This window comes from Bacillus sp. B15-48 (assembly GCF_016879755.1).
In the GTDB taxonomy this organism is placed as follows: Bacteria; Bacillota; Bacilli; order Bacillales; family Cytobacillaceae; genus Mesobacillus_B.
The window spans coordinates 1-22696 of the sequence record NZ_WOFU01000001.1; the positions used below are offsets into that span (position 1 = coordinate 1).

Genomic DNA, 22696 nt, shown 5'->3' on the forward strand with positions numbered 1-22696 from the left:
AGGTTGCCCACGTGTTACTCACCCGTCCGCCGCTAATCTTTAAAAGCAAGCTTTTAAAGATTCGCTCGACTTGCATGTATTAGGCACGCCGCCAGCGTTCGTCCTGAGCCAGGATCAAACTCTCCAAATAAGAGTAAGCTTTAGCTCATAAAATAAAACGTTGGCTCATGTTCTCTATGTTATATAGAAGAAACATGATAAATATTGTTTGTTGACGCTTGTTTGTTTAGTTTTCAAAGAGCAATAAATTAACTTGCCGCTCTGAAGCGACTTTATTAATATATCACACCGTTACGCACCCGTCAATACCTTTTTTGTTTTTCTATTTTGTAACAAAAGGAATATTAGGTTCGTTCATCGGCGACAGGTATTAATATATCATACCATATTAGTCATTGCAATATATTTTTTAAAAAAACCTTTCCAAAATACATAAAGCATCTAGAACTTTTCTTTCCCGTTTTCCCCCTTATATTCTCCCCTTGAATTTTACGTATTTTAAAGGCGATTTCTGTCCGTCATATAGATACAAACCAATTCCAAAGATAACAATCAATCCCCCGATAATTTGCGACCAAATAACTTTTTCACTAAGAATAAAATAAGCTAACACAGTAGCACCAACAGGTTCAAATAAAATAGCGATTGAAATAGTTGAGGTACTCAGCCATTTCACCACCCAATTAAGGATTGAATGACCTAGCAGCGTTGGAAAAATAGCTAAGAGAATAAAATAAACCCAATCGATTGATGGATAACCTAAAAAACCCTCTCCTGTAAATAGCACATAGAAAAACAGCGTAATCGAGCTAATGATATAAACTACGAATGTATAAGTAATCATCGATACTCTTTTCCTTACAGATTGACCAAACATAAGGTAAAATGTAATTAGAGCACAGGCTGCTAGCGCAAGCATATCACCAAAAAAAGCTGACCCACTAACCTTTAAATCACCCCAACTAATAATAACGCTACCTATTATTGCAATCACACCTGCGGATATCGCTTTAACTGAAAACTTTTCATTAAAAAAGAGATAAGTTCCTACAAACGCAAAAATCGGTTGCAATGTAACAAGGACTGTTGAACTAGCAACGGTTGTGTAGTTTAACGATTCAAACCAAAGAATAAAATGAAAAGCTAAAAAAATTCCAGCTACTGAGGATAGACCCCAATCTACCAGTGTAATCCGTTTTAATTCAGAAACATATTTCAATATAAAAATTGGTAACATGAGCAGAACAGTAAAAAAGAGGCGATAAAACGCAATCACCCCAGATGGTGCCGTTGATAATTTAACTAGAATAGCCGATGTAGAAATAGACGTTACTGCAATTGCCAATACTACATAAGGATTCAATTTTATTTTTCCCACACTTTTTCCGCCTCTCCACGAATAAACATCTAAGTATATAAGGAAGTTTAACCGATTTTAATAAGGAATCAATAATAATATTATTCACTACGTCACCAATCACCCGGGGCGTTATGAATACGATATAGTAATAGTAGTAAAATTATCTCTTGGACAAGTCTTTATCTTTTTTTATGATAATTTCTAATGATAATGAATACTTATTTATTAATAGAGGAGGGAAGAAAAAAATGATGACAACTTTTCTCGAAACGGAAACCTTGATTCGGCTAGGTATTTCAGCGTTTTTAGGTCTAATTATCGGTCTCGAACGAGAAATAAAGCGTAAACCTGTAGGATTAAAAACAAGCTTGGTCATTAGTATCGTTAGTTGCCTCCTCACCATTGTTTCCATAGAGTCAGCCTATAAATTCCCTGGTGTTGATGATGTCAACATTACGATGGATCCTCTCCGTCTTGCCGCTCAAATCGTCTCTGGTATCGGTTTTCTAGGTGCAGGAGTCATATTAAGGAGAGGAAATGACACCATTTCCGGTTTAACAACCGCCGCGATGATTTGGGGTGCCGCTGGTATCGGCATAGCTGTAGGGGCTGGATTTTATTTCGAAGCAATGGCCGGTGTTGCACTGTTAATTTTAAGCGTAGAGTTTATGCCCTTTCTCATGTCACTGATAGGCCCGAGGCAGTTAAGAGAAAAAGAATTAACACTTGAATTTCAAGTGAAAAACAAAAAAAGAATTGCAGATGTACTTATTGAAATAAAAAGGGAGAAGATGTCTATTAAAAAGCTTCGCATAAAGGATAATGAAGAAGGACATCAACTCGTTCAGCTAATCATAACTGTCAATCATCGTAAGCAAACAACAGATATTTATGAAACCGTTTCTTCAATGACGGAAATCGAGCGTGTAAAGATTGAAGAGTTATAATTATTCATATCAAATTTAAAAATCACTTGCAAGCCAAATCAGATGTGTGTATAATCTTCTTGTAGCACTTATTAATATGGGGGATTAGCTCAGCTGGGAGAGCGCTTGCATGGCATGCAAGAGGTCACCGGTTCGAACCCGGTATTCTCCATTCAATAAAAAAACGTGATTCCTCTTAGGATCACGTTTTTTTATTGAAACTATTGTTTTATTACAAATGTTTTTTAATTTGTGTTAGTACTTCTGTGGCTAGTTCGTTCGTATCTTTAAAGTTTTTTGAATCGATAGCTTCAGAATAATGTACAAAAACTTTAGCAGGTGTATTTTTCCCTTTTTTCTCGATCAATTTGTAAGAATCCTTGATGGAAACAGGAATGACCTTAACTCCCGATTTAATAGCAATTCTTAAACTACCTGCTTTAAAATCTCCAACTTGAGAACTTTTACTTCTAGTTCCTTCTGGGAAAACAGCCATAGAATAACCTAACTTTAAATTTTGGATGGCCTCATTTATAGCTTTTAAGGAACTACGAGCATTATCCCTGTCGATAAACACGCAGCCCCGCTCTTTCATCCAATAACCCAATAAAGGAATCTTCTCCATTTCCTTCTTAGCGACAAACGCCATCGTTTGAGGAGCTGTTGAATATAATAGTGGAATATCCATATTCCCTTGATGGTTGCTAACATATAATACAGGTTCATCTGAAGGAACATTCTCTGTTCCTGTTACGGTTACATCGGCACCTGAAATTTTCACTAACTTTTTTGTGCATTTTAAAATAAAACGATCAATTAGTTCCACCTTCTCTTTGTTCTTACCTGCTTTATTTAATCTATTTATGGTAAAGGTTTTATTTGCTTTACTTAAAATATATCCCCACATATATCCTTGAAATACTAGAGTGCGCATATTTACCTCTTTTCTATTAATATTACATTTTTATTTAAAAAACCTTTCAGTCGTATTATACGGTAATGATTTTCATTATTAATTGATGGAGATCAAGTTATTTTATTTTCTTCTTTAAACATCCTTTTTTTATAGGAGTCACCGCTTCTTAAAGTAGGGTTTTACAAAAAACAAAAAACCTTGTTTTTCAGCAAGGTTTTGTAAGTCTTACTTATTTAATTTCTCTAACCCATCTTTAATTTCCGCGATTGACTTGTCCGCTTGCTCTCCCCAGAAATCAGTAATTGTATTTAATACTAACGTTCCTTCTCCATCAATAATTGCATACCCTCTATAAGCGGTATCACCATTTTTCATTTTCATATGACTGACTAATTCGAGATTCTCATCCGAAATAAACGGTAAACTTTTGCCATAATAGCTTTCAAGCTGAGTATAGAGTTCAAGCTGGTTTTCCGGTTGATCATTGCTAATAATATAAATGTCTGCATTCACTCCATTTAATTTATCAAGATTTTCATGCAACCCAACGAGTTGCTGCTGACAAATACCTCAGGTGTATGAAGTGATAAAAAAGAATACTGCAGGTTCACCAGTCGGGAAAACCACCTCTTCATTGTGCTGATTCACTAATGCTATAGGTTCATCCAACTTCCCTTGTCCACATGCAGCTAGCAATAAAACGAATAATAAAATTGGAATAATCACTTTTCCCTTCATATGTACTCCTTTTTCATATTTTTACTTTTGTCTGTTCTTTAGTTTATTACTCCTATATATTCGCGTCAAGTTTCACATTGTAGCTATTCAAAATTATATACCTTCTTTATGTGATAAAGCGAAACTTCCAGCAGTGGGGTTTTACTGCCAGTTAATCTGCGATAAAATAAAAACAGACCCTTTTAGGGTCTGTTTGAAATTGTAATTTAGTTTTTACGAACGTTAGCTGCTTGTGGTCCACGAGCACCTTGCTCAACGTCAAAAGTTACATCTTGACCTTCTTCAAGTGATTTGAAGCCGTCGCCTTGGATAGCTGAGAAATGTACGAATACATCATCTCCACCTTCGCGCTCGATGAATCCGAAACCTTTTTCTGCATTAAACCATTTTACTTTACCGTTTTCCATTTTTGTTGCCTCCTAGTGTGCAATCCACACAATATTAGTACTATTCTTGCTCATTGTGTATCCAGGCGAAAAGTATAACTTGTTCTTCCTAATATACCGAACAAAAATAATTCTTTTATATAGTAACAGATATTGAAAGAATTAGCAAGCGATTACCAACGAACATAATTTAAAACAATTTTAAATCATTAATTGAATCGTTTTATAACGTGAATCTTTTTAAAAAGAAGCTGTTGTGTCGATAGTGAGAAAGAACACTATTTTCCGTTAAGAAAGTGAGGTGCCTACATGAGATTAATCCTTTTAATTATTTTAGGGCTATTTGTGTATCTTTATTGGCCACTTATTGATGAGAATATAAGGATAGGAAAAGAGATAATTAAATCAATTCCGGTTGAGATAAATAGAGAGACGGAGAAGGACCACCTTTCTACACTTAGAGAAGAATGGAATCAAATCAAAACACGTATAAACGACATCTCCGATAAAAATACAGAAAAAGCGAAAGAACCTGAACGAAAAAAGGGCCCGAATAATCAATACTTTTCTGTTTCAAACATTGAGCTTGGAGACGATAGAAATAAACTTGAGCAATGGATTGGACCTCCCGAACGTTCATCCATTAATGAATATGGTGTTTTTTGGCATACTTATCACGATCACTTCCAAAACTTTTTGATGCTGGCATATGACGACGAAGATAAAGTTGCTGCCATTTACACAAATCATGATTTAATTAGCTCAACAGGCGGAATCGAACTTGGATCCCCCCGCGGATTCGTCCTTGAACAACTCGGTTCACCTATTGAGAGGATTCAAAAAGGTTTGACCTTTTATCAACTTCCACATGATCGTGGTTACGATTTATTTCACATTGACGGGGCTCACGTTTGGATTTTTTATGATTTTCATCAAAACGATACTGTTACTGCAATCCAAATTATCAGTAATAAACTTGAACAGCAACGGAGCAACTTCTACACAAGAGAGAGTGATGAATTAAGAGAAGGGTTTGAACATCAACTATTCGACCTGACCAATGCAACAAGAATGAAACATAACGTTCCTATCTTACAATGGGATAATCATGCAAAAAATGCAGCACGCCGTCATAGCAAAGATATGGCGGATAACGGTTTCTTTAGTCATACAAATTTAAATGGGAAGTCTCCTTTTGATCGTATGGAGGCAGAGAATATTCCTTTTTCTGTTGCAGGAGAAAACCTAGCTTACGGACAAACAAGCAGCATATTTGCTCACGAAGGTTTAATGAATTCAATCGGCCACCGCGAAAACATTTTAAGAGCAGATTTTCGTCTCGTAGGTATTGGTGTCGCCTTTAATTTAGACTCCCATCCTTATTATACGCAAAATTTTTACAGCAAAAGACCCTAATTCGGGAAAGGGTAGTCTAGTTCCTTTCCTGAATAGGATCTTATGAAACCTATGAGGTTTTTAGCTGCCAAATAAGAAAAAGTGACCACGTGAGTTTCACACCTAACCAACCTGTCCTCACAAGAGAGGATAAAATGAGTTAATAGACTTGTCAATTTTTAGGATGATTTCTATTTCGTATCATTTTAACAAAGATAAAGATCCCAAGAAATAAAAATAGGAAATAAAAAAATGTTTTATAAAGCTCAGCATACGTCATGATTTCTTTCCACGACTCCCCTAAATATGCCCCTAAGCTAACTAAAATCGTATTCCAAATTAACGTACCGAAAGTTGAAAAAAGGATAAACGTAACGATATTCATTTTTGCCATCCCTGCTGGAATCGAAATTAGACTGCGGACAACTGGAATTAAACGGCAAAAAAACACTGTCCATGGACCAAAGCGAATAAACCACCCTTCAGCTGTACGAATATCTCGTTTCGAAACTTTTAACAATCGGCCGCGGCGCTCTACAAACCTTTCTAATTGTTGAACATTTATCATCCTACCAATCCAATATAAAATAATCGCTCCAAGTACTGATCCTAAAGTCGAAGCGACGATAACGCCCGGGACTGTTAAGCCCGTTCTTGTCGTCATAAAGCCGCTAAAAGGAAGGACTAGTTCTGATGGTATTGGGGGAAATAGATTTTCCAATGCAATAACAACCAGTATCCCGATATAGCCAAACTCCTCCATAATTGAAAAAATCCATTCTTCCATTCTTCTCCTCCATGAATTTCCTTTTGACCTGCTACATTTAGTATTAAGTAGACGTCTTACTACCAGTTATTGCGGATCGTAAAACTTGTCCACAAAACATCATATGCTCAAAGATGATTTTGATAGACCTTTTTAAAAGGAAAAGAACGAAAAAGATCTACAAGTGATTCAATAATGAACCCTTGTAGATCAATGGTTATATTTCATTCGTTATTAGGCAAATTTAGCTTTTGCTTCCTGACGACGGCGATGAAGGATCGGCTCAGTATAACCATTTGGTTGTTCAAGCCCTTCAAAAACTAGCTCACAAGCCGCTTGGAAAGCAACAGAATCATCATAATTCGGCGCCATTGGCCGGTAATTTACATCGCCAGCATTTTGTTCATCGACCACTTTGGCCATTCGCTTCAATGTTTCCATCACTTGGTCCTTTGTACATATGCCATGACGCAACCAGTTTGTCATATGTTGACTGGATATTCTTAAGGTGGCGCGGTCTTCCATTAAACCAATATTATTAATATCAGGAACTTTCGAGCATCCTATTCCCTGCTCAACCCAACGAACAACATAACCTAGAATTCCTTGGGCATTATTATCGAGTTCCTCCTGAATTTCTTCTGGGCTCCAATTCACATTCGCCGCAAATGGTATCTCAAGAATAGCATCACGTAAATCCTTCATCTCTGTTATTAGCTCTTCCTGAACTCGCCTAACCTCAACTTGGTGATAATGTAACGCATGAAGAGTTGCTGCAGTTGGTGAAGGGACCCAAGCTGTATTTGCACCTGCTTTTGGATGGGCAACTTTTTGTTGTATCATATCTGCCATCAAATCTGGCATTGCCCACATCCCCTTCCCAATTTGCGCCCGTCCCCGAAGACCGACAGCTAAACCAGTATAAACATTCGATTTTTCATAGCCTTGCAGCCATGTGGATGACTTCATCTCATTTTTCCGAATCATCGGGCCAACTTCCATCGATGTATGCATCTCATCGCCAGTACGATCGAGAAATCCCGTGTTAATAAAGACGATTCGTTCTTTAACCTCATAGATACAATTTTTTAAGTTAAGTGAGGTACGACGCTCTTCATCCATTACACCAATTTTTAGCGTATTTCGTTCAACCCCAATTAAATCCTCAATTCGATCAAAAAGCTCATTGGCAAACGCAACTTCAGCCGAACCATGCATTTTCGGTTTTACGATATAAATCGATTCTTTTTGCGAATTTTTGAAGTTCCCACTCCCCAATATTGTGTGCTTCCCTATTAAACTCGTTACAACACCATCAATAATTCCTTCAGGAACTTCTTGTCCATCTTCATCTAAAATAACATTACTTGTCATTAAATGACCTACATTACGAATGAACAGCATCGAACGACCACGGAGTTTAAGCTCTTCGCCAGTAATAGATGTATATGTCCGATCGGAATTTAATGAACGAGTCATCACTCTTCCGTCTTTTTGAAAAGACGTTGTAAGGTCACCTTTCATCAAACCAAGCCAATTACGATAAATCAAAGTCTTATCTTGCGCATCAACTGCTGCAACTGAGTCCTCACAGTCAATGATCGTCGTTAAAGCCGCTTCAAGAAGAAGATCCTTTACTCCCGCTTTATCTGTTGCCCCAATGGAGTGAGTGCGGTCAATTTGAATTTCAAAGTGGAGATCATTATTCTTCATTAGAATCGATTTAGGTTCCTCAGCCTCCCCTTGGTAACCGACCAGCTTACTATTGTCAGCCAGACCTGTCTTTGTTCCATTATTTAAAGAAACCAGCAACTCACCATTAACGATTGAGTAGTGAACGGCATTTTTATGAGAAGCCCCTTTTAATGGTACAGTTTCATCCAAAAATTCACGGGCGAATTGAATGACTTTTTCACCACGAACAGGATTATAATTTCGTCCGCGTTCAGCGCCATTTTCTTCACTAATAGCATCTGTTCCGTACAATGCATCGTAAAGACTCCCCCACCGTGCATTCGCTGCATTGAGCGCATAGCGGGCATTGTCACCAGGTACAACAAGTTGTGGTCCAGCTTGAAGAGAAATTTCATCATCGACATTCTCTGTTTCCACTTCATAATCTTCCACGTCAGGTTCAAGATAACCGATTTCAGATAAAAAAGTTTTATAGGTTTCGAAGTTGAAATTATCATAATTTTGTTGATGCCATGTATCGATTTTTTTCTGAATCTCATCACGAATAGCAAGCAATTGTTTATTCCTTGGAGCTAAATCTTTTACAATCTGACCAAAGCCAAGCCAAAAAGCTTCCGTATCGACTTGACTGCCTGGGATAACCTCTAGATTAATAAAATCATAAAGCTCCTTTGCTACTTGAAGATTCCCCGATTTCACATACTCTGTCATTTCTAATTCCTCCAATTCCATTTTGTATTTAGTTAATATATTAAATTAAATATATTCACATTCATCTATAAACTAGGTGACTGTTTTGCAATGCCTGATTCAAATTAGGCGTTTTCTAATACGATCTTTTGCAATAGGCTTTCCACATAAATTAAATGGTTCATCATTGCGTCACGAGCTAGCTTCGGGTTTTGTGATTGAATCGCTTGAAAGATACGATCATGCTGCGCCTCAATATTTATGATGATTTCCTTATCTTTTTCAATTTCATTATAAAATTCAAGCATCACTTTTTTCATAGCAGAAGAGATAAACTCGACTAAGCGAATTAAAATCTCATTCCCTGAAGCTTTAGCAATCGTCATATGAAAGCTATAATCTGAACCCCAGCCGGTTTCTTTCTCTAATGAAAGAATTTTTCCTAATTCGACAACCATCGCTTCCGAGCGGTTAAGAGCAGCCATTTCGGCCATTCCAGTTTCGAGCATTTTCCTTACTTGGAAAAGCTCATGAATATCTTTTAAACTAGGGAGCAGTACTTGATCTTTAAATAAGCTTGACGAGTCGAATCCACGTATAAATGTACCTTCGCCATGCTTCACCTCGACTGTACCCTTCCCTTTTAATATCGTTATCGCATCTCGAACCGCCGATCGTCCCACACCAAATAACTCACAAAGTTCTCTTACGGAGGGAAGCTTTTCTCCAATGCTAAACCGTCCTGATTCAATCATTTTTTCGATTTCTTCTACGACGCGATCAGAAACTTTTTGATTGTGAATCTTTTCTACATCCATAAACCATTCACCACCTTTCAGATGTCACATATCTGATAAGTAATACATTAATTATATTAAACCACTTACAATTTCCAATTTCAACTTTTTTTCATAATAAACAAATTAATCTGTATTTTCAGATATATATACGCCTTCACTTTATAAAAGCATAAAACTAGGATTTAAATTTTCAATTTGCTAAGATAAGAGTGTTGAAGTATTTTTTCAGGAGGGGTTTCTTATGTTTGATATTGCAATTATTGGCGCTGGTCCAGCTGGTGCAAGTGCGGCATTGTTCACTGCTAAAGCTGGAAAGAAAACATTATTAATTGATAATGATAAAAGCATGACAAAAAGAGCATGGATGGAAAATCACTATGGTGTTTCAGAGATATCTGGACCAGACCTAGTCGAACTTGGCCAAAAACAAGCAGTTAAGTTTGGGGCTGAACTTGTTCAAAATGATGTGACGAATCTAACTAAAAAAGATGATGGTTTTCTTCTTGAAGCAAATGGTCAAGAATTTGAAGCGAAATATGTAATTATTGCGACTGGGGTTTCTGTTGCACTTGCTGAAACAATCGGGGTGGCTACAAAAGAAGGGACAGAACCACGCATTAAGACCGTACTTGATGTCGATGCGAGCGGAAAAACCAATGTCGATGGAGTATGGGCAGCCGGAACTTGCGCAGGTGTAAGTGTACATACGATCATTACTGCTGGTGATGGTGCAAAAGTAGCGATTAACTTAATTAGCGAAATAAATGGTGAGCGTTACGTTGATCATGACATTCTAAAATAAAAACAAAAGCGAGCGCAAGGTTTGTCTTGCGCTCGCTTTTGTTATTTTGCAAACCGGTGGTTTCCAATCGTAATCGTTGTTTGTCTTGTAAAGACCCAATCACTCGTTGCCGTTTTCGGATTATAAAAGTACAAAGATCCATTCCCTTGTCCACGAAAAGCAAGCGCCTCATTAACTGCTCTTTTCGCCTCTGCATCTGCAGGCTTATTAATTTCCCCGTTTTGAACTGGGGTAAACGCATAATGCCCCTGAACATTTTCATAGATTACACCTTTTACAGTGTTAGGAAACTTAGAACTATCCACTCGATTTAAGATTACAGTCGCAACTGCAACTTTTCCAGCATATGATTCTCCCTTCGCTTCTGCATGTACAAGTCTAGCCATTAGGTCTTTATCTGTTTCCGAAAGACCAGAACTTGGAATAACTAGTTTTTGTCCTGGATAGATTAATGTTGAACGTTGATTATTTACAGCGCTCAAATCGTTGACGCTTACTCCATATTTGTTGGCAATTTTCCATAATGATTCACCTGAAGCAACAGTATGCTGGCCTGCTGCCTCTCCTTTAGGAACGAACGCGGTTAGTGTGAGTGAAGCAACTAATGCCATTGCTACTCCAAATTTTTTTACATGAGTCATTTTTATACCTCCTAGTATTCTCTCTTTCTCTACTAGTAGGCTAACAGTTGTTACATAGTGATTCATTGACCAATAAATGGTATTTTGAAATAGAATGCTAGATTGCCTGTCTAGCTTATAGTTGTATCATTCAAGGAAAATTTACCCAGACCCTCTTATTTGAAAGATATTTCCATAAAAACAGAAATCTGGGGGCATTATTACAATCTGAAACATTTCTGTAAAAATCTCAGACTCCCTAAAAAAACTCGCCAATTGGCGAGTTTTTCATTGTTTTATAATCATGTATGTTAGCGACCTAAGAAAGAATTCAACATCCAAACATGTTTTTCGAGACTAGAGTGAATCGATAAAAGCAGATCTCCTGTCGTTTCATCATTCACTGTATCAGCAAGGTCCATCCCTTTTTTCAATTCTTTAATAAGAATAGTAAAATCAGTTACAACTGAAGCAACCATGTCTGTTGCTGATTCGCCTCCAATAGCTTCATCTACAGACGAAATCTCGAGACAATCTTTCATTGTAGCAACTGGCTTATCTCCTAGAGCAAGTAAGCGTTCAGCCAACTCATCAATATGAACGGCTGCTTCATTATATAACTCTTCAAATTTTGTATGTAATGTAAAGAATTCTGGGCCTGTCACATACCAATGATAATTATGTAATTTAATATAAAGGACAGTCCAGTTTGCAATTTGCTTATTTACGGATAAAGTAAGTTCGTTCTTCAAGTTCATTCCTCCAATACCTATATTTATATTAATATTATAGTCTATTCCTGTGAAGATTGAGCAAAAATGGTCAAAAGTTCATAATACTGTCATTTTCATTTAGATAATAATTTAATTTATCCTCCTCTCAACTAATATTTAATATTTCTCAATTATTTTTTTATATAAACTGAGAAATCAATAGTTTTTTTGTATTGACCAGTAATAAATATTATATTATAATGATTATAAATTAATATCTAAATTAAATTAACTTTCACTTTTAACTCTCTCACTGTATTGAATATGTGTTCCCACTTAACAGTTGTTACAAAAAACGTTGCTATTATCAGAAAAACTTGATTTTTATACTTGTTGATGAGAAGAAGGAAATGATCACCCCTCTGCAATACTAAAATAAGCCGCCCATATTAAGACGGCTTTAATGATTAAGAATAAAAAACGCAGATTTTTTCTCGATCAATCTCTTCAATTTTAAAGTTCATATCATACACCTCATTTAATACTTCTGGTGTAATGATTACATCTGTTGGTCCTTCTTTTATCACACGGCCATTTTTCATTGCCACGATATAATCAGAATAACAAGAAGCAAAGTTAATATCGTGAATAACAATCATAACCGTCTTGCCAAGTTCATCCGTCAATTTTCTTAACGTTTTCATGATTTGCACGGAATGCTTCATGTCAAGATTATTCAATGGTTCATCTAACAATACATATTCTGTATCTTGGGCAATAACCATCGCAATATACGCTCTTTGTCTTTGCCCGCCACTTAATTGGTCTAAATACTTATCCTGAATTTCCTCTAATTCCATATAGCGAATCGCTTCATTTATAAACTTGCGGTCCTCTTTCGTAAGTCTTCCTTGTGAGTATGGGAATCTTCCAAACGAAACAAGTTCTTTTACAGTTAGGCGAACATTAATATGATTTGATTGCTTTAAAATGGAAATTTTCTTAGCTAACTCATTGTTCTTACAGCGCGTAAGGTCCATTCCATCAATATAAATTTCCCCTTCATCTTTAGCGATCAATCGACTTATCATTGAAAGCAGTGTACTTTTACCTGCCCCGTTCGGTCCGATAAAAGAGGTAATTTTCCCTTTGGCTATTTTAACGGAAACATCTGTAATGACATTCTTATTGTTATACCCTTTAGAAACATTTTTAACGTCTACCATGATTTACTCTCCTTTAACAGCAGATATATGAAGTACACTCCACCAACAAAATTGACGATGACACTTAATGTTGTATCAAATGTAAACACACGTTCGACAATCAGCTGACCGCCTACTAGAGCAATAATTGATATAAAAATCGAACCTATGATTAGCAAACTGTGTTTATACGTGTTTAGAAATTGATAAGCAACGTTTGCAACTAATAAACCTAGAAACGTAATCGGACCGACAAGTGCCGTTGAAATCGAAACAAGAATCGCAATGATGACCAATAATCTTTTTACAACATGATTATAATCAATACCAAGGTTAACCGCTTGGTCCTTACCGAGTGACAAAACATCTAAATATTTAATAAAACGAATTGAGTACAAAGCTACAAGAATAACAGCAATTGTTGCTATTAATAAAAGCTCTGTTTTCACATTATTAAAACTTGCAAACATTCGATCTTGAACAAGCATAAACTCATTTGGATCAATTAGCACTTGCATAAATTCACTAATGCTTCTAAAGAACGTTCCAAAGATAATCCCGACTAGTAAGAGAAAATATATATTATTCTCACCATTTCCTCGGAAAAGTAATTTATATAATAGACTTGCAAAGAGAACCATAAGTGCGACAGAAATCAGAAAATTTACATTCGGATTCGTCATCGTGAAACTCATTGATCCAAATACAAAAATGAGAAATGTCTGAATCAGTAAATATAGTGAATCTAATCCGATAATACTTGGAGTTAAGATTCTATTATTTGTGATTGTCTGAAACACTACTGTCGAAAACGCAATCGTCGCTCCCGTTAAAATAATCGCATATACTTTTTTCAGTCTTCTTGGGAGAGTGTAGTCCCAGTTGTTTCCTAAATCGATAAATATGAAAGCTGCAGCAAGCACAACCGTTATGATCACTAGTATTATCAGTTTACTTTTATTACTCATATGCCTTTCTCCTCAAAATCATGTAAAGAAAAATTCCACTTCCGATGACCCCAACCATTAGACCAATAGGGATTTCATAAGGATAAATAACTACCCGGCCTAAAATATCACAGGCTAGTACGAAGATTGCTCCAAGCAATGCTGTATGAGAAAGGCTTTTTTGCAGATGGTCTCCCCTGTACATCGTAACGATATTGGGGATAATCAAGCCTAAAAATGGAATCATCCCAACGGTAAGAACGACAATAGTTGTAACTAAAGCAACAATGGTCAAACCGATATTCATGATTTGTTTATGATTTAAACCTAGATTGACAGAGAACTCTTCCCCCATTCCCGCAATGGTAAATTTATTAGCATATAAATAGGCGATAAATATAAGAGGGATACTAATATATAACAATTCGTATCTCCCTTGTATCATCATTGAAAAATTTCCTTGCAGCCATGATGACATATTTTGAATTAAATTTTCTTTATAGGCAAAAAAGGTGGTAATCGATCCAACAATGCTCCCAAACATCATCCCGACAAGTGGAATAAAGATGGCATCCTTAAATTTCACTTTTTCAAGCAATTTCATAAAAATAAAAGTTCCTAAAAGCGCAAAGAAGAAAGCAACAAGCACTCGAACAAACTGGCCTGCTCCTGAAAACAGCATCATTGAAATAAGAATCCCAAATCTTGCTGAATCCTCTGTCCCAGCAGTAGTTGGTGAGACAAATTTATTTCTCGTCAATTGCTGCATAATTAAGCCGCAAATACTCATTCCAACTCCAGCTAGGATAATTGATATAAGACGAGGAAATCTGCTCACAAACAAAACTTCCATTTGTTCTTCCGTTAAGCTAAAAAGATCCAAAGGTGAAATATTCTGCACTCCGATAAACAATGAAGTGATTGATAATACAATGAAGCCAATAATTAAGTAGATGAGTTTCATATTCGCAACCTTACTCTTTCTTTGTAGTGCAATAAATAAAGATAATCATTCTCATTAATACCATCTAGGGAAGAGGCAAGAATGATAATTGCTTATAATTAAATGATAATGATTTTCATTGTCTAATGCAATGACTATTTTGTGACAGTGTTAAACTTTTTTTATATTTCTATAAAATGAAAAAAGAAAACTCGCCGAATTGCAAGTTCCTAAGGGGAAAGACAGTGGCGTAGTTGCCCTTTTCTATTAGATTAAAAAGAGCTACTCGATTTCGAGTAGCTCTCTTTCATTATTCTTCATTCACTGAAGGGACTTCATCATCCGTTATAGGCTCAGTATTATCCGCATTCGTTCCATCTTCTTCTATCGTTTCTTCTTTTTCTAATGAAATCCCTGCGTTTATAAGATAGCTTTCATCAAAATTATAATTGTATATCGAACGTTGCACTGGTGTAAAGTTATCAGGGGTGTAGAAACGCAATAAATCACCATTAACAACTTTATCTGAAAGCTCTAATTGTTGTCTTGCAATTTGCTTCAGTTGGATAAATTCTTCCGTTTCTTCTAGTAACTCACCTGTATTCGGATCATAGAACTTACTCTCTATAAAAGTTACATTTGGACTGACAAAATCACCATTCCTAAATGCAACAAGTTCACGGTGATCTTTCGAAAGCAAATCAGTTCCTAGGTGTACAAAATTTTCAGCATTAATTCCTAACAAATGTAACAATGTCGGCAACAAGTCAACTTGACCACCGTACGTATGATTCACTCCACCTTTTAAGCCAGGGGTGTGAATAATTAGTGGTACTTCTTGCAATTCTGCCGTAACAGAAGGAGTAACTTCTCTTCCTAACACAGTTTCCATCGCTCTGTTATGGTTTTGTGAGATTCCATAATGGTCGCCATACATGATGATAATTGAATTATCATATAAGCCGGATTCTTTAAGATCATTGAAAAACTGTTCTAGTGCTTCATCAGAATATCGGGCCGTTTGGAAGAAATTATCCACCGTTTTGCTGCCAGTATAATGAGGTTCAATTGTTGCTTCTTCTTGATTCATCGTAAACGGATAATGATGAGTTAACATAATAAACTTAGAATAAAACGGCTGTGGCAATGCCTGTAACAAAGGAATTGACTCTTTAAAGAACGGTTTATCCATTAACCCGTAATTCGTTACATTTTCAGGACTCATATCATAATAGCTCGAGTCAAAAAACTTATCAAATCCAAAAGATTTATAAATTTCGTCACGGTTCCAGAATGACCTTGTATTGCCATGAAACACAGCTGAAGTATATCCTTGCTCTTGAGCAAGAATAGCTGGTGCTGAATGGTACGTGTTTAACCCTTTCATTGAAAACGCAGACCCTTGTGGCAAACCAAACAAAGAGTTTTCTAACATAAATTCAGCATCAGCTGTTTTTCCTTGTGCTGTTTGATGATAAAAATTATCGAAGTACAGCGAATTGGGATCGCGAACGAGTGAATTTAAGAATGGCATCACTTCTTCCCCATGCAATTCATAATCAATCAAGAAATTTTGAATGGATTCAAGATGAATATAAATAACATTACGCCCTTCAGCTACGCCGAAGTATTCTGGATTAGGCTCAGCAAATTGAGATTGTGTATAGTTAATCACCTCGACAACATCACTGCTATCCGCCATAACACGCTGGGCTGAGGCTTTCGTGCTTTGTACAGCATCATAAATGGTGTAATTATACATGCCTAAATATTTAACGATATAGTTTCGGTCAAAGGTCCTAGTTAGTAGTTGCGGACGATCTGCCTCTGCCATTCCAAGGTTGGCACTAAAAATACCTAAACCTAAAAGCATCACTGCAGCTATCTTTCTCCGACTAATGTTACTGTAATCCTTCTGAACGAATTTCGTTCGTTTTGAGGCTAAAACAGCCAAAATAAGAAAATCGACAAAGAATAGAATGTCATATGAATGCATTAGAGTATACACACTAGAGCTTACATCACCAAAGTTTTGCGTTTGAAAAAATGTCGGCAATGTAATGAAGTCATTAAAAAATCGATAGTATAATACATTCGCATACAATAAGAAACTAAGGACAAAATATAAACCTATAAGCCATGAATACTTTTTCTTCCCCTTTTTGAACATAGCTAGTCCTAAGAAAATAATCCCGGAAGCTAAAGGGCTTAAAAATAGTAAAAACGATTGAATTGAATTCTCTACCCCGAGATTAAATTGGGTTATTTGGACAGCATATGTTTTCAACCATAGAAGTAAAACGGCTAAAAAGAAGAAGCCCATGAAATGATTTAAATTTATTTTCTCTCTAATGAAGCTTTTCATCTTTTCACCTACTTTTCATTTTTTAATTCACTAAGTTATTATCTGTGAGTGTTGGTTATTTACGAACGAGAATGCTTGCTACAAAGTAACAATATACTCCTCTTTCAAAAAAATGTAAAGCATAACCCTTCATGCTCTTTTTAAAATCCTACCATTCACCTATATTATTATACCGCGTAACCGCAATGTTTTAAATGAGGAAAATTTGAGGCTTACAAACTAGAACACCGTATAAATTTGGAACATATTGTAAATATTATAAAGAGAAAATGAGGTGATAAAATGGGGCTATTAAACACATATAATGAATGGAAAAACTCCAGATATCAACGTCACATTTCTCTTATGAAGGATCAAAATAAATGCCCAGAATGTTTTGGCAGAGGATACCATGTTTTTTCCGCTAATGAATTTTTATACACAATCCCACCTTATGATTGTTATGAATGCAATGGTACCGGTACTTTTACAGAGTGGACAAACTCAAATGACCCAACATGATTTTATGCTACTTTCTCCAAAAATATGACTAAATGAAAGACCTGTACTGCTGTACCGGTCTTTCATTTAGTGTAAGATAAGGATGAATCATGATACAAGGAGGAACATAACATGAACTACGAAAATCAAATCCTTGGATTTGTTGGTACCTATACAAAAAGTACCAGTAAAGGAATTTACTCTTTCCATCTTGACAAGGATGCTGGTGTCATTAAAGACATTAACTGTGTAGTTGAGTTAAGCAATCCAACCTATTTAACGATTAGTGAAAATAAGCAATACTTATATTCTGTTATTAAAGACGGGGATTTAGGTGGAATTGCCACATTTTCCATTTCCGAAACTGGCCAATTGAACCCTCTTAATTCAACATTAGTAGAAGGGGCTCCGCCTTGTCACGTCAGTATCGAGAGTGAAAATAAGTTATTATCAGCTAATTACCATAAAGGGACTGTTGAATATTATCCTATCATGGATGATGGCAAAGTACAGCCAGCAACATCGATTGTTTATCATGAAGGTTCAGGACCAGATCCTAGACAAGAAAAAGCACATGCTCATTTTGCCAGCTTTTCCCCGGATCGAAAATTCATCATTGCTATCGACCTCGGTACAGACGAAATTTATACATATAAACAAATAAATGATAACCTCATTGAACATCAACGTTTTACTTGTACACCTGGCAGTGGGCCTAGACATCTCGTTTTTCATCCTAATCAACCTTATGTCTATGTCATGACTGAGTTTAGCTCGGAAGTCATTGTTCTCAATTATAATGCGGAGGAAGGTAGTTTTGAACATATTCAAACCATATCCACTCTTCCTGACCACTTTTCAGAAAACAATCAAGGAAGTGCTATTCATATTTCCCGGGATGGAAAGTTTGTATATGCAGCTAACCGTGGGCATGACAGTATTGCTGTTTTCAAAGTGAACGATAAAAACTTTGAACTGACCTTTGTCGAACATACCTCTACGGAAGGAAATTGGCCGCGAGACTTTTCCTTAGACCCAACAGAGATGTATTTGGTTGCTTCAAATCAGAATTCAAATAACCTTACTTTATATTCAAGAGATAGTGATACTGGCAAGCTTACGCTTCTGCAAAAGGATATTGAGGTGCCAGAACCTGTTTGCATAAAATTTTTGTAATAAGAAACAAAAGCGCAAGCGCCTTGGTCAGCCCCGACAAGCGCTGGAGGGCCGGCTATTGAAGTCGTTCTTTGACTTCATTAGACGGACCGAAGCGACTCGAGGGGCTAGGCGCTGGAGCTGGATGCAAATTACGAGTCCAATTATCCACACCTTGAACATTTTATAATTTCCTAAATATGAACAAAAGAGGCATGCACTCGCATGCCTCTTTTTAATTGCATTTTTTCACTAAAAATAAAACCACATCATAGTTGACGTGGATTTTTGAGGTTCTTCTGTTGCTCCTTCCATAGAAAAAACAGATAGAACATAATCGCAATCAGTACAGAAAAAGCGGAAGTCACATAAATACTTACATATCCCCAAGCATAGCCGATTTGACCAAAGGTAATCGCACCTATTCCGATTCCAAGATCAAAGAATGAAAAAAATGTAGCATTTGCCATTCCTTTTCTATTCGGTGCTGCCTTTGCTACGGACCATGCTTGTAATGCTGGCTGCACCAAACCAAAACCTAGTCCATAAAAAATAGCTGCCAAAAAGAGAATCATGCTATTCGCCATCCATGCCAAGAGCAGCATTGCAAGCAATATTAAGACGGCACCTGGAATAAAAACGACTTTATGGCCTTTTTTATCATACAGTTTTCCTGCAAACGTTCGCGAAACCATGAGAAAAACGGCATAAATTAAAAAATACAATTCAATTCCTGCAACGCCTTCTTGAGCTGAATACAAAGGGAGGAATGTAGAGATTCCTCCAAATGTCACGGTAATAAACAATAATAAAATCGATGGTGGTAGTGCACTCTTTTCGTAAACATCCCATTTATATTTTTGTTTTGGGACATTACGGTTCTCCACAGCTTTATAGTTTATTTTCCCAGCAAGTAAAAACGCAAGAAGTCCTAATAACGCACAAAGAAGAAATAATACTTCATATGATACGAATCCCGTTAACACAAGACCGAGCGCAGGACCGAGCGCAAGTGCGAGGCTGCCAGAAAGACCATAATAACCAAGCCCCTCTCCCCTTCTGCTAGCTGGAATAACGTCCGTCGCGACGGTCCCTGATGCTGTCGTTGAAAAACCCCAGCCAACTCCTTGAATCACTCGAAGGAAGAACAAAAAAATGATGCTGGTAGCAAATCCGAAGGTACCGACAGAAACGACGAAAATGGCAAGCCCGCTCATATAAACAATTCTTCTCCCCTTTGACTCCAAAGCATGTCCTGCTAATGGACGCAGCAAAAGTGCAGAAAACGTAAAAATACCGACTACTAAACCAATAAGCTGATCATTTCCTCCTAGATGTTCGACAAATAATGGAATGGTAGGCAGTGTCATTTGAAATCCAAGGAAAATAAAGAAGTTAGCAACACAGATTAAAATAAAATCCCTCGTCCAAATTTTTTCTTTTACGACTTGTTCTTCCGTAAAAAGTTGTTTCCCCATCATCTTCCTACTCTCTTGGCCCACTATCTTTTCTTTCTAATAGACGAGCATTTTGAATATCGTTAAAGCCACACCAATAATAAATCCGCACAACGCTCCGTTTACACGAATCCATTGAATATCCTTTCCGATATGAACTTCCATCATCTCAATTAAAGTTTCCGTATCAAGCTTGTCAAGATTTTCTTTGACTAACACGCCTATCTTAGCATGATGCTTTTCAACTAGTATTGCAATTTGATTATGTATCCATTTCTCAGTCGCTTCTATTTTTTCTTCATCTTTTCCCAACTTATTAATGAAGTTTAGAAGGACCGGATTTATATATTGATCAACAAAATGATCTTGTTCAATAAATATGACGGCACGTGTTTTTATCTCGTCTAAAACTTGGTTCACTTGCGTCTCGATTTCAAGCTCTTCAACGAAGTGGTTTTTCCATTCGTTGATCTCGGTCATCAATTGTTCACGACGGTTAATCTCCACTAATTCTTGTCTGATCCATTCCAAAATTAACTTTCGGTAACGATTATCTTTCCTGCTCAAATTTCTAACTCTATTCATCAGAAAGGTTTGCATCATTTGACCAATTTTTTCCTCATTCACAAGTTGGTTGAAAGAATGGATGGCAAATTTCAACAATCCGTCAGCTTCAGTCGTTTCAATTAATTGTTTTCCTAGTTTCCCCATTGTTTGTTTTGCTTCTGTAGTAGCTGCCCATTTCCCTGTCTCTTTTAAAATGAAATCTAGCGCTTTTTCATCATACTGTCTGGTTAGGATTTCTTTAGATATCGAATCCAACAACTTCGATGCATCGACGGATAACAAATACTTTTTAAATTCCTTCTCGAGCATCGGAGTCAACTTTTCTAACTCGAGCTTTTTTGTTGCTTCGAGAATGATTGCTTGGATTATTTTTTTTGTTCGCTCTAATTTGAGTTCTGTTTGAACAAGCTGAATGATACGCTTACTAAGTTCAATTTGCTTAATCTTTTCTTTAATACTTTCAGCCGATAGCCATTCCGTTTCGATGATCCGTACGACTGATTGCGTAATTTTTTTTCGATTTTTAGGTAGTAGACCGGTATGAGGAATGGGAATTCCAAGCGGATGGCGAAACAAGGCTGTTACCGCAAACCAGTCGGCAAGGCCACCAACAAGTCCTGCCTCGAATCCTCCTTGAAGCAGTCTTCCCCAAAGGGAATCTTGAAATGGAATCGTCAGCAAAAAGCCTGCTGCCATAATAGCCAAGGAGATGCCGGCTAAATGCCTTGATTTTTTTTCTGTTTTCAACGTCATTCTCCTCTAAATAAAGTTATCTTCCGATTACTGGTAACTATATTATTGTATAGTTCCACTATAATTTCAAACACATGTATAGGTTTCTTCATAAAATAAAGAAACGCCTGGAAATGGTTTTCTTTCCAAGCGTCCATTAATTAAATAAATAGTAGTAAACTCAAGGCCATTACAGCCATCCCACCTATGACACCGTAAATGGAAATATGTGCTTCATCATACTTTTTAGCTGCAGGCAATAATTCATCAAGGGAAATAAAGATCATAATTCCTGCAACCGCCGCAAAAACAATACCGAACATGACATCATTTAAGAACGGCATTAAAAACAGAAAAGCGACGATTGCTCCAAGTGGTTCTGCAAGCCCCGATAAGAAAGACAATTTGAATGCCTTCTTTTTATCCCCAGTTGCATAATAAATCGGGACTGCAACGGCTATTCCCTCGGGAATATTGTGAATGGCAACAGCAACAGCAATCGCTACCCCAAGAGCTGGATCATGTAGTGCTGCCATGAAGGTTGCAATTCCTTCCGGAAAATTATGAATTGCGATTGCGAGTGCTGTAAACATCCCCATTTTAAGCAAAGCGGGATCTTGATCAGGTGAGACAGTTTTGTTCATATCTTCTACCTTTTTCAATTCATGGGGATTACCGTGTTTAGGAATAAATTTATCAATTAAGGCAATTAAAAGCATTCCGCCAAAAAATCCGACAACTGTCATCCAATTTCCCATTGACTCACCTAACGATTCGGTAAGAGCTTCTTGGGCTTTGAAAAAAATTTCAACCATTGAAACATAAATCATAACTCCTGCTAAAAAACCGAGAGCTAATGATAAAAATTTTGTATTCGTTCGAGATGTAAAAAAGGCCAATAGACTCCCTATCCCCGTAGCAAGTCCTGCCATTAAGGTCAAACCAAAAGCAATCAATAAATTCTCCGGCATACCGTTTCCTCCAATCTAACGCCTAACTTTTACTCTGAGTCATTATATGCTCAAACAAGAAAAAGTT

General features: G+C 36.7%; 21 protein-coding genes, 1 tRNA gene and 1 rRNA gene. 5 read left to right on the top strand and 18 right to left on the bottom strand.

The annotated features are described in order from the left end of the window. Both GNT69_RS00005 and GNT69_RS00010 read right to left on the bottom strand, forming a co-directional pair. Positions 1–130: ribosomal RNA gene (locus tag GNT69_RS00005) — 16S ribosomal RNA — on the bottom strand; the annotation flags it as partial. A 339-nt stretch (positions 131–469) separates the two neighbouring features. Next, on the bottom strand, positions 470–1378 hold the full coding sequence (locus GNT69_RS00010; RefSeq protein WP_203552907.1) for an EamA family transporter: 909 nt from the start codon (positions 1376–1378) through the stop codon (positions 470–472). Between the two features lie 233 nt (positions 1379–1611). On the opposite strand from GNT69_RS00010, the gene GNT69_RS00015 reads away from it, so the two are divergent. Together GNT69_RS00015 and GNT69_RS00020 are read left to right on the top strand one after the other, a co-directional pair. Beyond that, positions 1612–2307, top strand: coding sequence for an MgtC/SapB family protein (locus GNT69_RS00015; protein ID WP_203553912.1), 696 nt, complete (start codon positions 1612–1614; stop codon positions 2305–2307). A gap of 78 nt (positions 2308–2385) precedes the next feature. Beyond that, positions 2386–2458 (top strand) — tRNA-Ala (locus GNT69_RS00020). 60 nt (positions 2459–2518) lie between these two features. Here the strand turns inward: GNT69_RS00020 and GNT69_RS00025 are convergent. From GNT69_RS00025 to GNT69_RS00040, 4 genes are all read right to left on the bottom strand, one after another. Further along, positions 2519–3220 carry a lysophospholipid acyltransferase family protein gene (locus GNT69_RS00025; RefSeq protein WP_203552908.1) on the bottom strand — a complete coding sequence of 234 codons (702 nt, stop codon included), beginning with the start codon at positions 3218–3220 and terminating at the stop codon, positions 2519–2521. Positions 3221–3427: 207 nt separating this feature from the next. Beyond that, positions 3428–3769 carry a redoxin domain-containing protein gene (locus GNT69_RS00030; RefSeq protein WP_203553913.1) on the bottom strand — a complete coding sequence of 114 codons (342 nt, stop codon included), beginning with the start codon at positions 3767–3769 and terminating at the stop codon, positions 3428–3430. Between the two features lie 3 nt (positions 3770–3772). Continuing rightward, the gene (locus GNT69_RS00035; RefSeq protein WP_203552909.1) at positions 3773–3940 is read right to left on the bottom strand and encodes a hypothetical protein; all 168 of its coding nucleotides are present in this window, start codon (positions 3938–3940) and stop codon (positions 3773–3775) included. A 206-nt stretch (positions 3941–4146) separates the two neighbouring features. Further along, positions 4147–4347, bottom strand: a complete 201-nt coding sequence (locus tag GNT69_RS00040) for a cold-shock protein (RefSeq protein ID WP_203552910.1) — start codon at positions 4345–4347, stop codon at positions 4147–4149. A gap of 288 nt (positions 4348–4635) precedes the next feature. Between GNT69_RS00040 and GNT69_RS00045 the strand changes: the two genes are divergently transcribed. Then, positions 4636–5742: a CAP domain-containing protein gene (locus GNT69_RS00045; protein ID WP_203552911.1), complete on the top strand. Its 1107-nt coding sequence runs from the start codon at positions 4636–4638 to the stop codon at positions 5740–5742. Between the two features lie 151 nt (positions 5743–5893). Here GNT69_RS00045 and GNT69_RS00050 read toward each other — a convergent pair whose 3' ends face one another. From GNT69_RS00050 to GNT69_RS00060, 3 genes are all read right to left on the bottom strand, one after another. Beyond that, positions 5894–6508, bottom strand: a complete 615-nt coding sequence (locus tag GNT69_RS00050; protein ID WP_203552912.1) for a DedA family protein — start codon at positions 6506–6508, stop codon at positions 5894–5896. Between the two features lie 213 nt (positions 6509–6721). Next, positions 6722–8893: a malate synthase G gene (locus GNT69_RS00055; protein WP_203552913.1), complete on the bottom strand. Its 2172-nt coding sequence runs from the start codon at positions 8891–8893 to the stop codon at positions 6722–6724. Between the two features lie 104 nt (positions 8894–8997). Beyond that, a complete protein-coding gene (locus GNT69_RS00060) occupies positions 8998–9690 on the bottom strand; it encodes a FadR/GntR family transcriptional regulator (protein ID WP_203552914.1) in 693 nt (230 codons plus the stop codon). 223 nt (positions 9691–9913) lie between these two features. On the opposite strand from GNT69_RS00060, the gene GNT69_RS00065 reads away from it, so the two are divergent. Further along, positions 9914–10474 carry an FAD-dependent oxidoreductase gene (locus tag GNT69_RS00065; protein ID WP_203552915.1) on the top strand — a complete coding sequence of 187 codons (561 nt, stop codon included), beginning with the start codon at positions 9914–9916 and terminating at the stop codon, positions 10472–10474. Between the two features lie 41 nt (positions 10475–10515). On the opposite strand, the gene GNT69_RS00070 is transcribed toward GNT69_RS00065, so the two are convergent. The 6 genes from GNT69_RS00070 to ltaS form a co-directional block, all read right to left on the bottom strand. After that, complete coding sequence (locus tag GNT69_RS00070; protein WP_203552916.1) at positions 10516–11115, bottom strand: cell wall hydrolase; 600 nt, start codon at positions 11113–11115, stop codon at positions 10516–10518. 290 nt (positions 11116–11405) lie between these two features. Continuing rightward, on the bottom strand, positions 11406–11852 hold the full coding sequence (locus GNT69_RS00075) for a Dps family protein (protein WP_203552917.1): 447 nt from the start codon (positions 11850–11852) through the stop codon (positions 11406–11408). Positions 11853–12274: 422 nt separating this feature from the next. After that, positions 12275–13033 carry an iron ABC transporter ATP-binding protein gene (locus tag GNT69_RS00080; protein ID WP_203552918.1) on the bottom strand — a complete coding sequence of 253 codons (759 nt, stop codon included), beginning with the start codon at positions 13031–13033 and terminating at the stop codon, positions 12275–12277. Then, entirely contained in the window at positions 13027–13980 is a 954-nt protein-coding gene (locus GNT69_RS00085) for an iron chelate uptake ABC transporter family permease subunit (RefSeq protein WP_203552919.1), read from the bottom strand. The genes GNT69_RS00080 and GNT69_RS00085 overlap by 7 nt, the downstream gene beginning before the upstream one ends. Then, a complete protein-coding gene (locus GNT69_RS00090) occupies positions 13973–14923 on the bottom strand; it encodes an ABC transporter permease (protein ID WP_203552920.1) in 951 nt (316 codons plus the stop codon). The genes GNT69_RS00085 and GNT69_RS00090 overlap by 8 nt, the downstream gene beginning before the upstream one ends. Positions 14924–15212: 289 nt before the next feature. Continuing rightward, on the bottom strand, positions 15213–17267 hold the full coding sequence (gene ltaS / locus GNT69_RS00095; RefSeq protein WP_203552921.1) for a lipoteichoic acid synthase: 2055 nt from the start codon (positions 17265–17267) through the stop codon (positions 15213–15215). A 612-nt stretch (positions 17268–17879) separates the two neighbouring features. Between ltaS and GNT69_RS00100 the strand changes: the two genes are divergently transcribed. Further along, positions 17880–18923: a lactonase family protein gene (locus tag GNT69_RS00100; protein ID WP_203552922.1), complete on the top strand. Its 1044-nt coding sequence runs from the start codon at positions 17880–17882 to the stop codon at positions 18921–18923. 248 nt (positions 18924–19171) lie between these two features. Here the strand turns inward: GNT69_RS00100 and GNT69_RS00105 are convergent, their stop codons facing one another. The 3 genes from GNT69_RS00105 to zupT all read right to left on the bottom strand — a co-directional run bounded on the left by GNT69_RS00105 (position 19172) and on the right by zupT (position 22629). Continuing rightward, positions 19172–20383: an MFS transporter gene (locus GNT69_RS00105; protein ID WP_481747580.1), complete on the bottom strand. Its 1212-nt coding sequence runs from the start codon at positions 20381–20383 to the stop codon at positions 19172–19174. A gap of 33 nt (positions 20384–20416) precedes the next feature. Further along, entirely contained in the window at positions 20417–21673 is a 1257-nt protein-coding gene (locus GNT69_RS00110; protein WP_203552923.1) for a DUF445 domain-containing protein, read from the bottom strand. Positions 21674–21819: 146 nt separating this feature from the next. Continuing rightward, positions 21820–22629 carry a zinc transporter ZupT gene (gene zupT, locus GNT69_RS00115; RefSeq protein WP_203552924.1) on the bottom strand — a complete coding sequence of 270 codons (810 nt, stop codon included), beginning with the start codon at positions 22627–22629 and terminating at the stop codon, positions 21820–21822. Between the last annotated feature and the right edge of the window lie 67 nt (positions 22630–22696).

Bases quoted from the DNA above. Each gene is read 5' to 3' on its own strand.
- GNT69_RS00055 (WP_203552913.1), bottom strand. From the start codon at position 8,893: ATGACAGAGTATGTGAAATCGGGGAATCTTCAAGTAGCAAAGGAGCTT.
- GNT69_RS00060 (WP_203552914.1), bottom strand. From the start codon at position 9,690: ATGGATGTAGAAAAGATTCACAATCAAAAAGTTTCTGATCGCGTCGTA.
- zupT (WP_203552924.1), bottom strand. From the start codon at position 22,629: ATGCCGGAGAATTTATTGATTGCTTTTGGTTTGACCTTAATGGCAGGA.
- GNT69_RS00105 (WP_481747580.1), bottom strand. From the start codon at position 20,383: ATGATGGGGAAACAACTTTTTACGGAAGAACAAGTCGTAAAAGAAAAA.
- GNT69_RS00090 (WP_203552920.1), bottom strand. From the start codon at position 14,923: ATGAAACTCATCTACTTAATTATTGGCTTCATTGTATTATCAATCACT.
- GNT69_RS00015 (WP_203553912.1), top strand. From the start codon at position 1,612: ATGACAACTTTTCTCGAAACGGAAACCTTGATTCGGCTAGGTATTTCA.
- GNT69_RS00040 (WP_203552910.1), bottom strand. From the start codon at position 4,347: ATGGAAAACGGTAAAGTAAAATGGTTTAATGCAGAAAAAGGTTTCGGA.
- GNT69_RS00085 (WP_203552919.1), bottom strand. From the start codon at position 13,980: ATGAGTAATAAAAGTAAACTGATAATACTAGTGATCATAACGGTTGTG.
- GNT69_RS00050 (WP_203552912.1), bottom strand. From the start codon at position 6,508: ATGGAAGAATGGATTTTTTCAATTATGGAGGAGTTTGGCTATATCGGG.
- GNT69_RS00025 (WP_203552908.1), bottom strand. From the start codon at position 3,220: ATGCGCACTCTAGTATTTCAAGGATATATGTGGGGATATATTTTAAGT.
- GNT69_RS00075 (WP_203552917.1), bottom strand. From the start codon at position 11,852: ATGAACTTGAAGAACGAACTTACTTTATCCGTAAATAAGCAAATTGCA.
- ltaS (WP_203552921.1), bottom strand. From the start codon at position 17,267: ATGAAAAGCTTCATTAGAGAGAAAATAAATTTAAATCATTTCATGGGC.
- GNT69_RS00035 (WP_203552909.1), bottom strand. From the start codon at position 3,940: ATGAAGGGAAAAGTGATTATTCCAATTTTATTATTCGTTTTATTGCTA.
- GNT69_RS00070 (WP_203552916.1), bottom strand. From the start codon at position 11,115: ATGACTCATGTAAAAAAATTTGGAGTAGCAATGGCATTAGTTGCTTCA.
- GNT69_RS00045 (WP_203552911.1), top strand. From the start codon at position 4,636: ATGAGATTAATCCTTTTAATTATTTTAGGGCTATTTGTGTATCTTTAT.
- GNT69_RS00100 (WP_203552922.1), top strand. From the start codon at position 17,880: ATGAACTACGAAAATCAAATCCTTGGATTTGTTGGTACCTATACAAAA.
- GNT69_RS00065 (WP_203552915.1), top strand. From the start codon at position 9,914: ATGTTTGATATTGCAATTATTGGCGCTGGTCCAGCTGGTGCAAGTGCG.
- GNT69_RS00080 (WP_203552918.1), bottom strand. From the start codon at position 13,033: ATGGTAGACGTTAAAAATGTTTCTAAAGGGTATAACAATAAGAATGTC.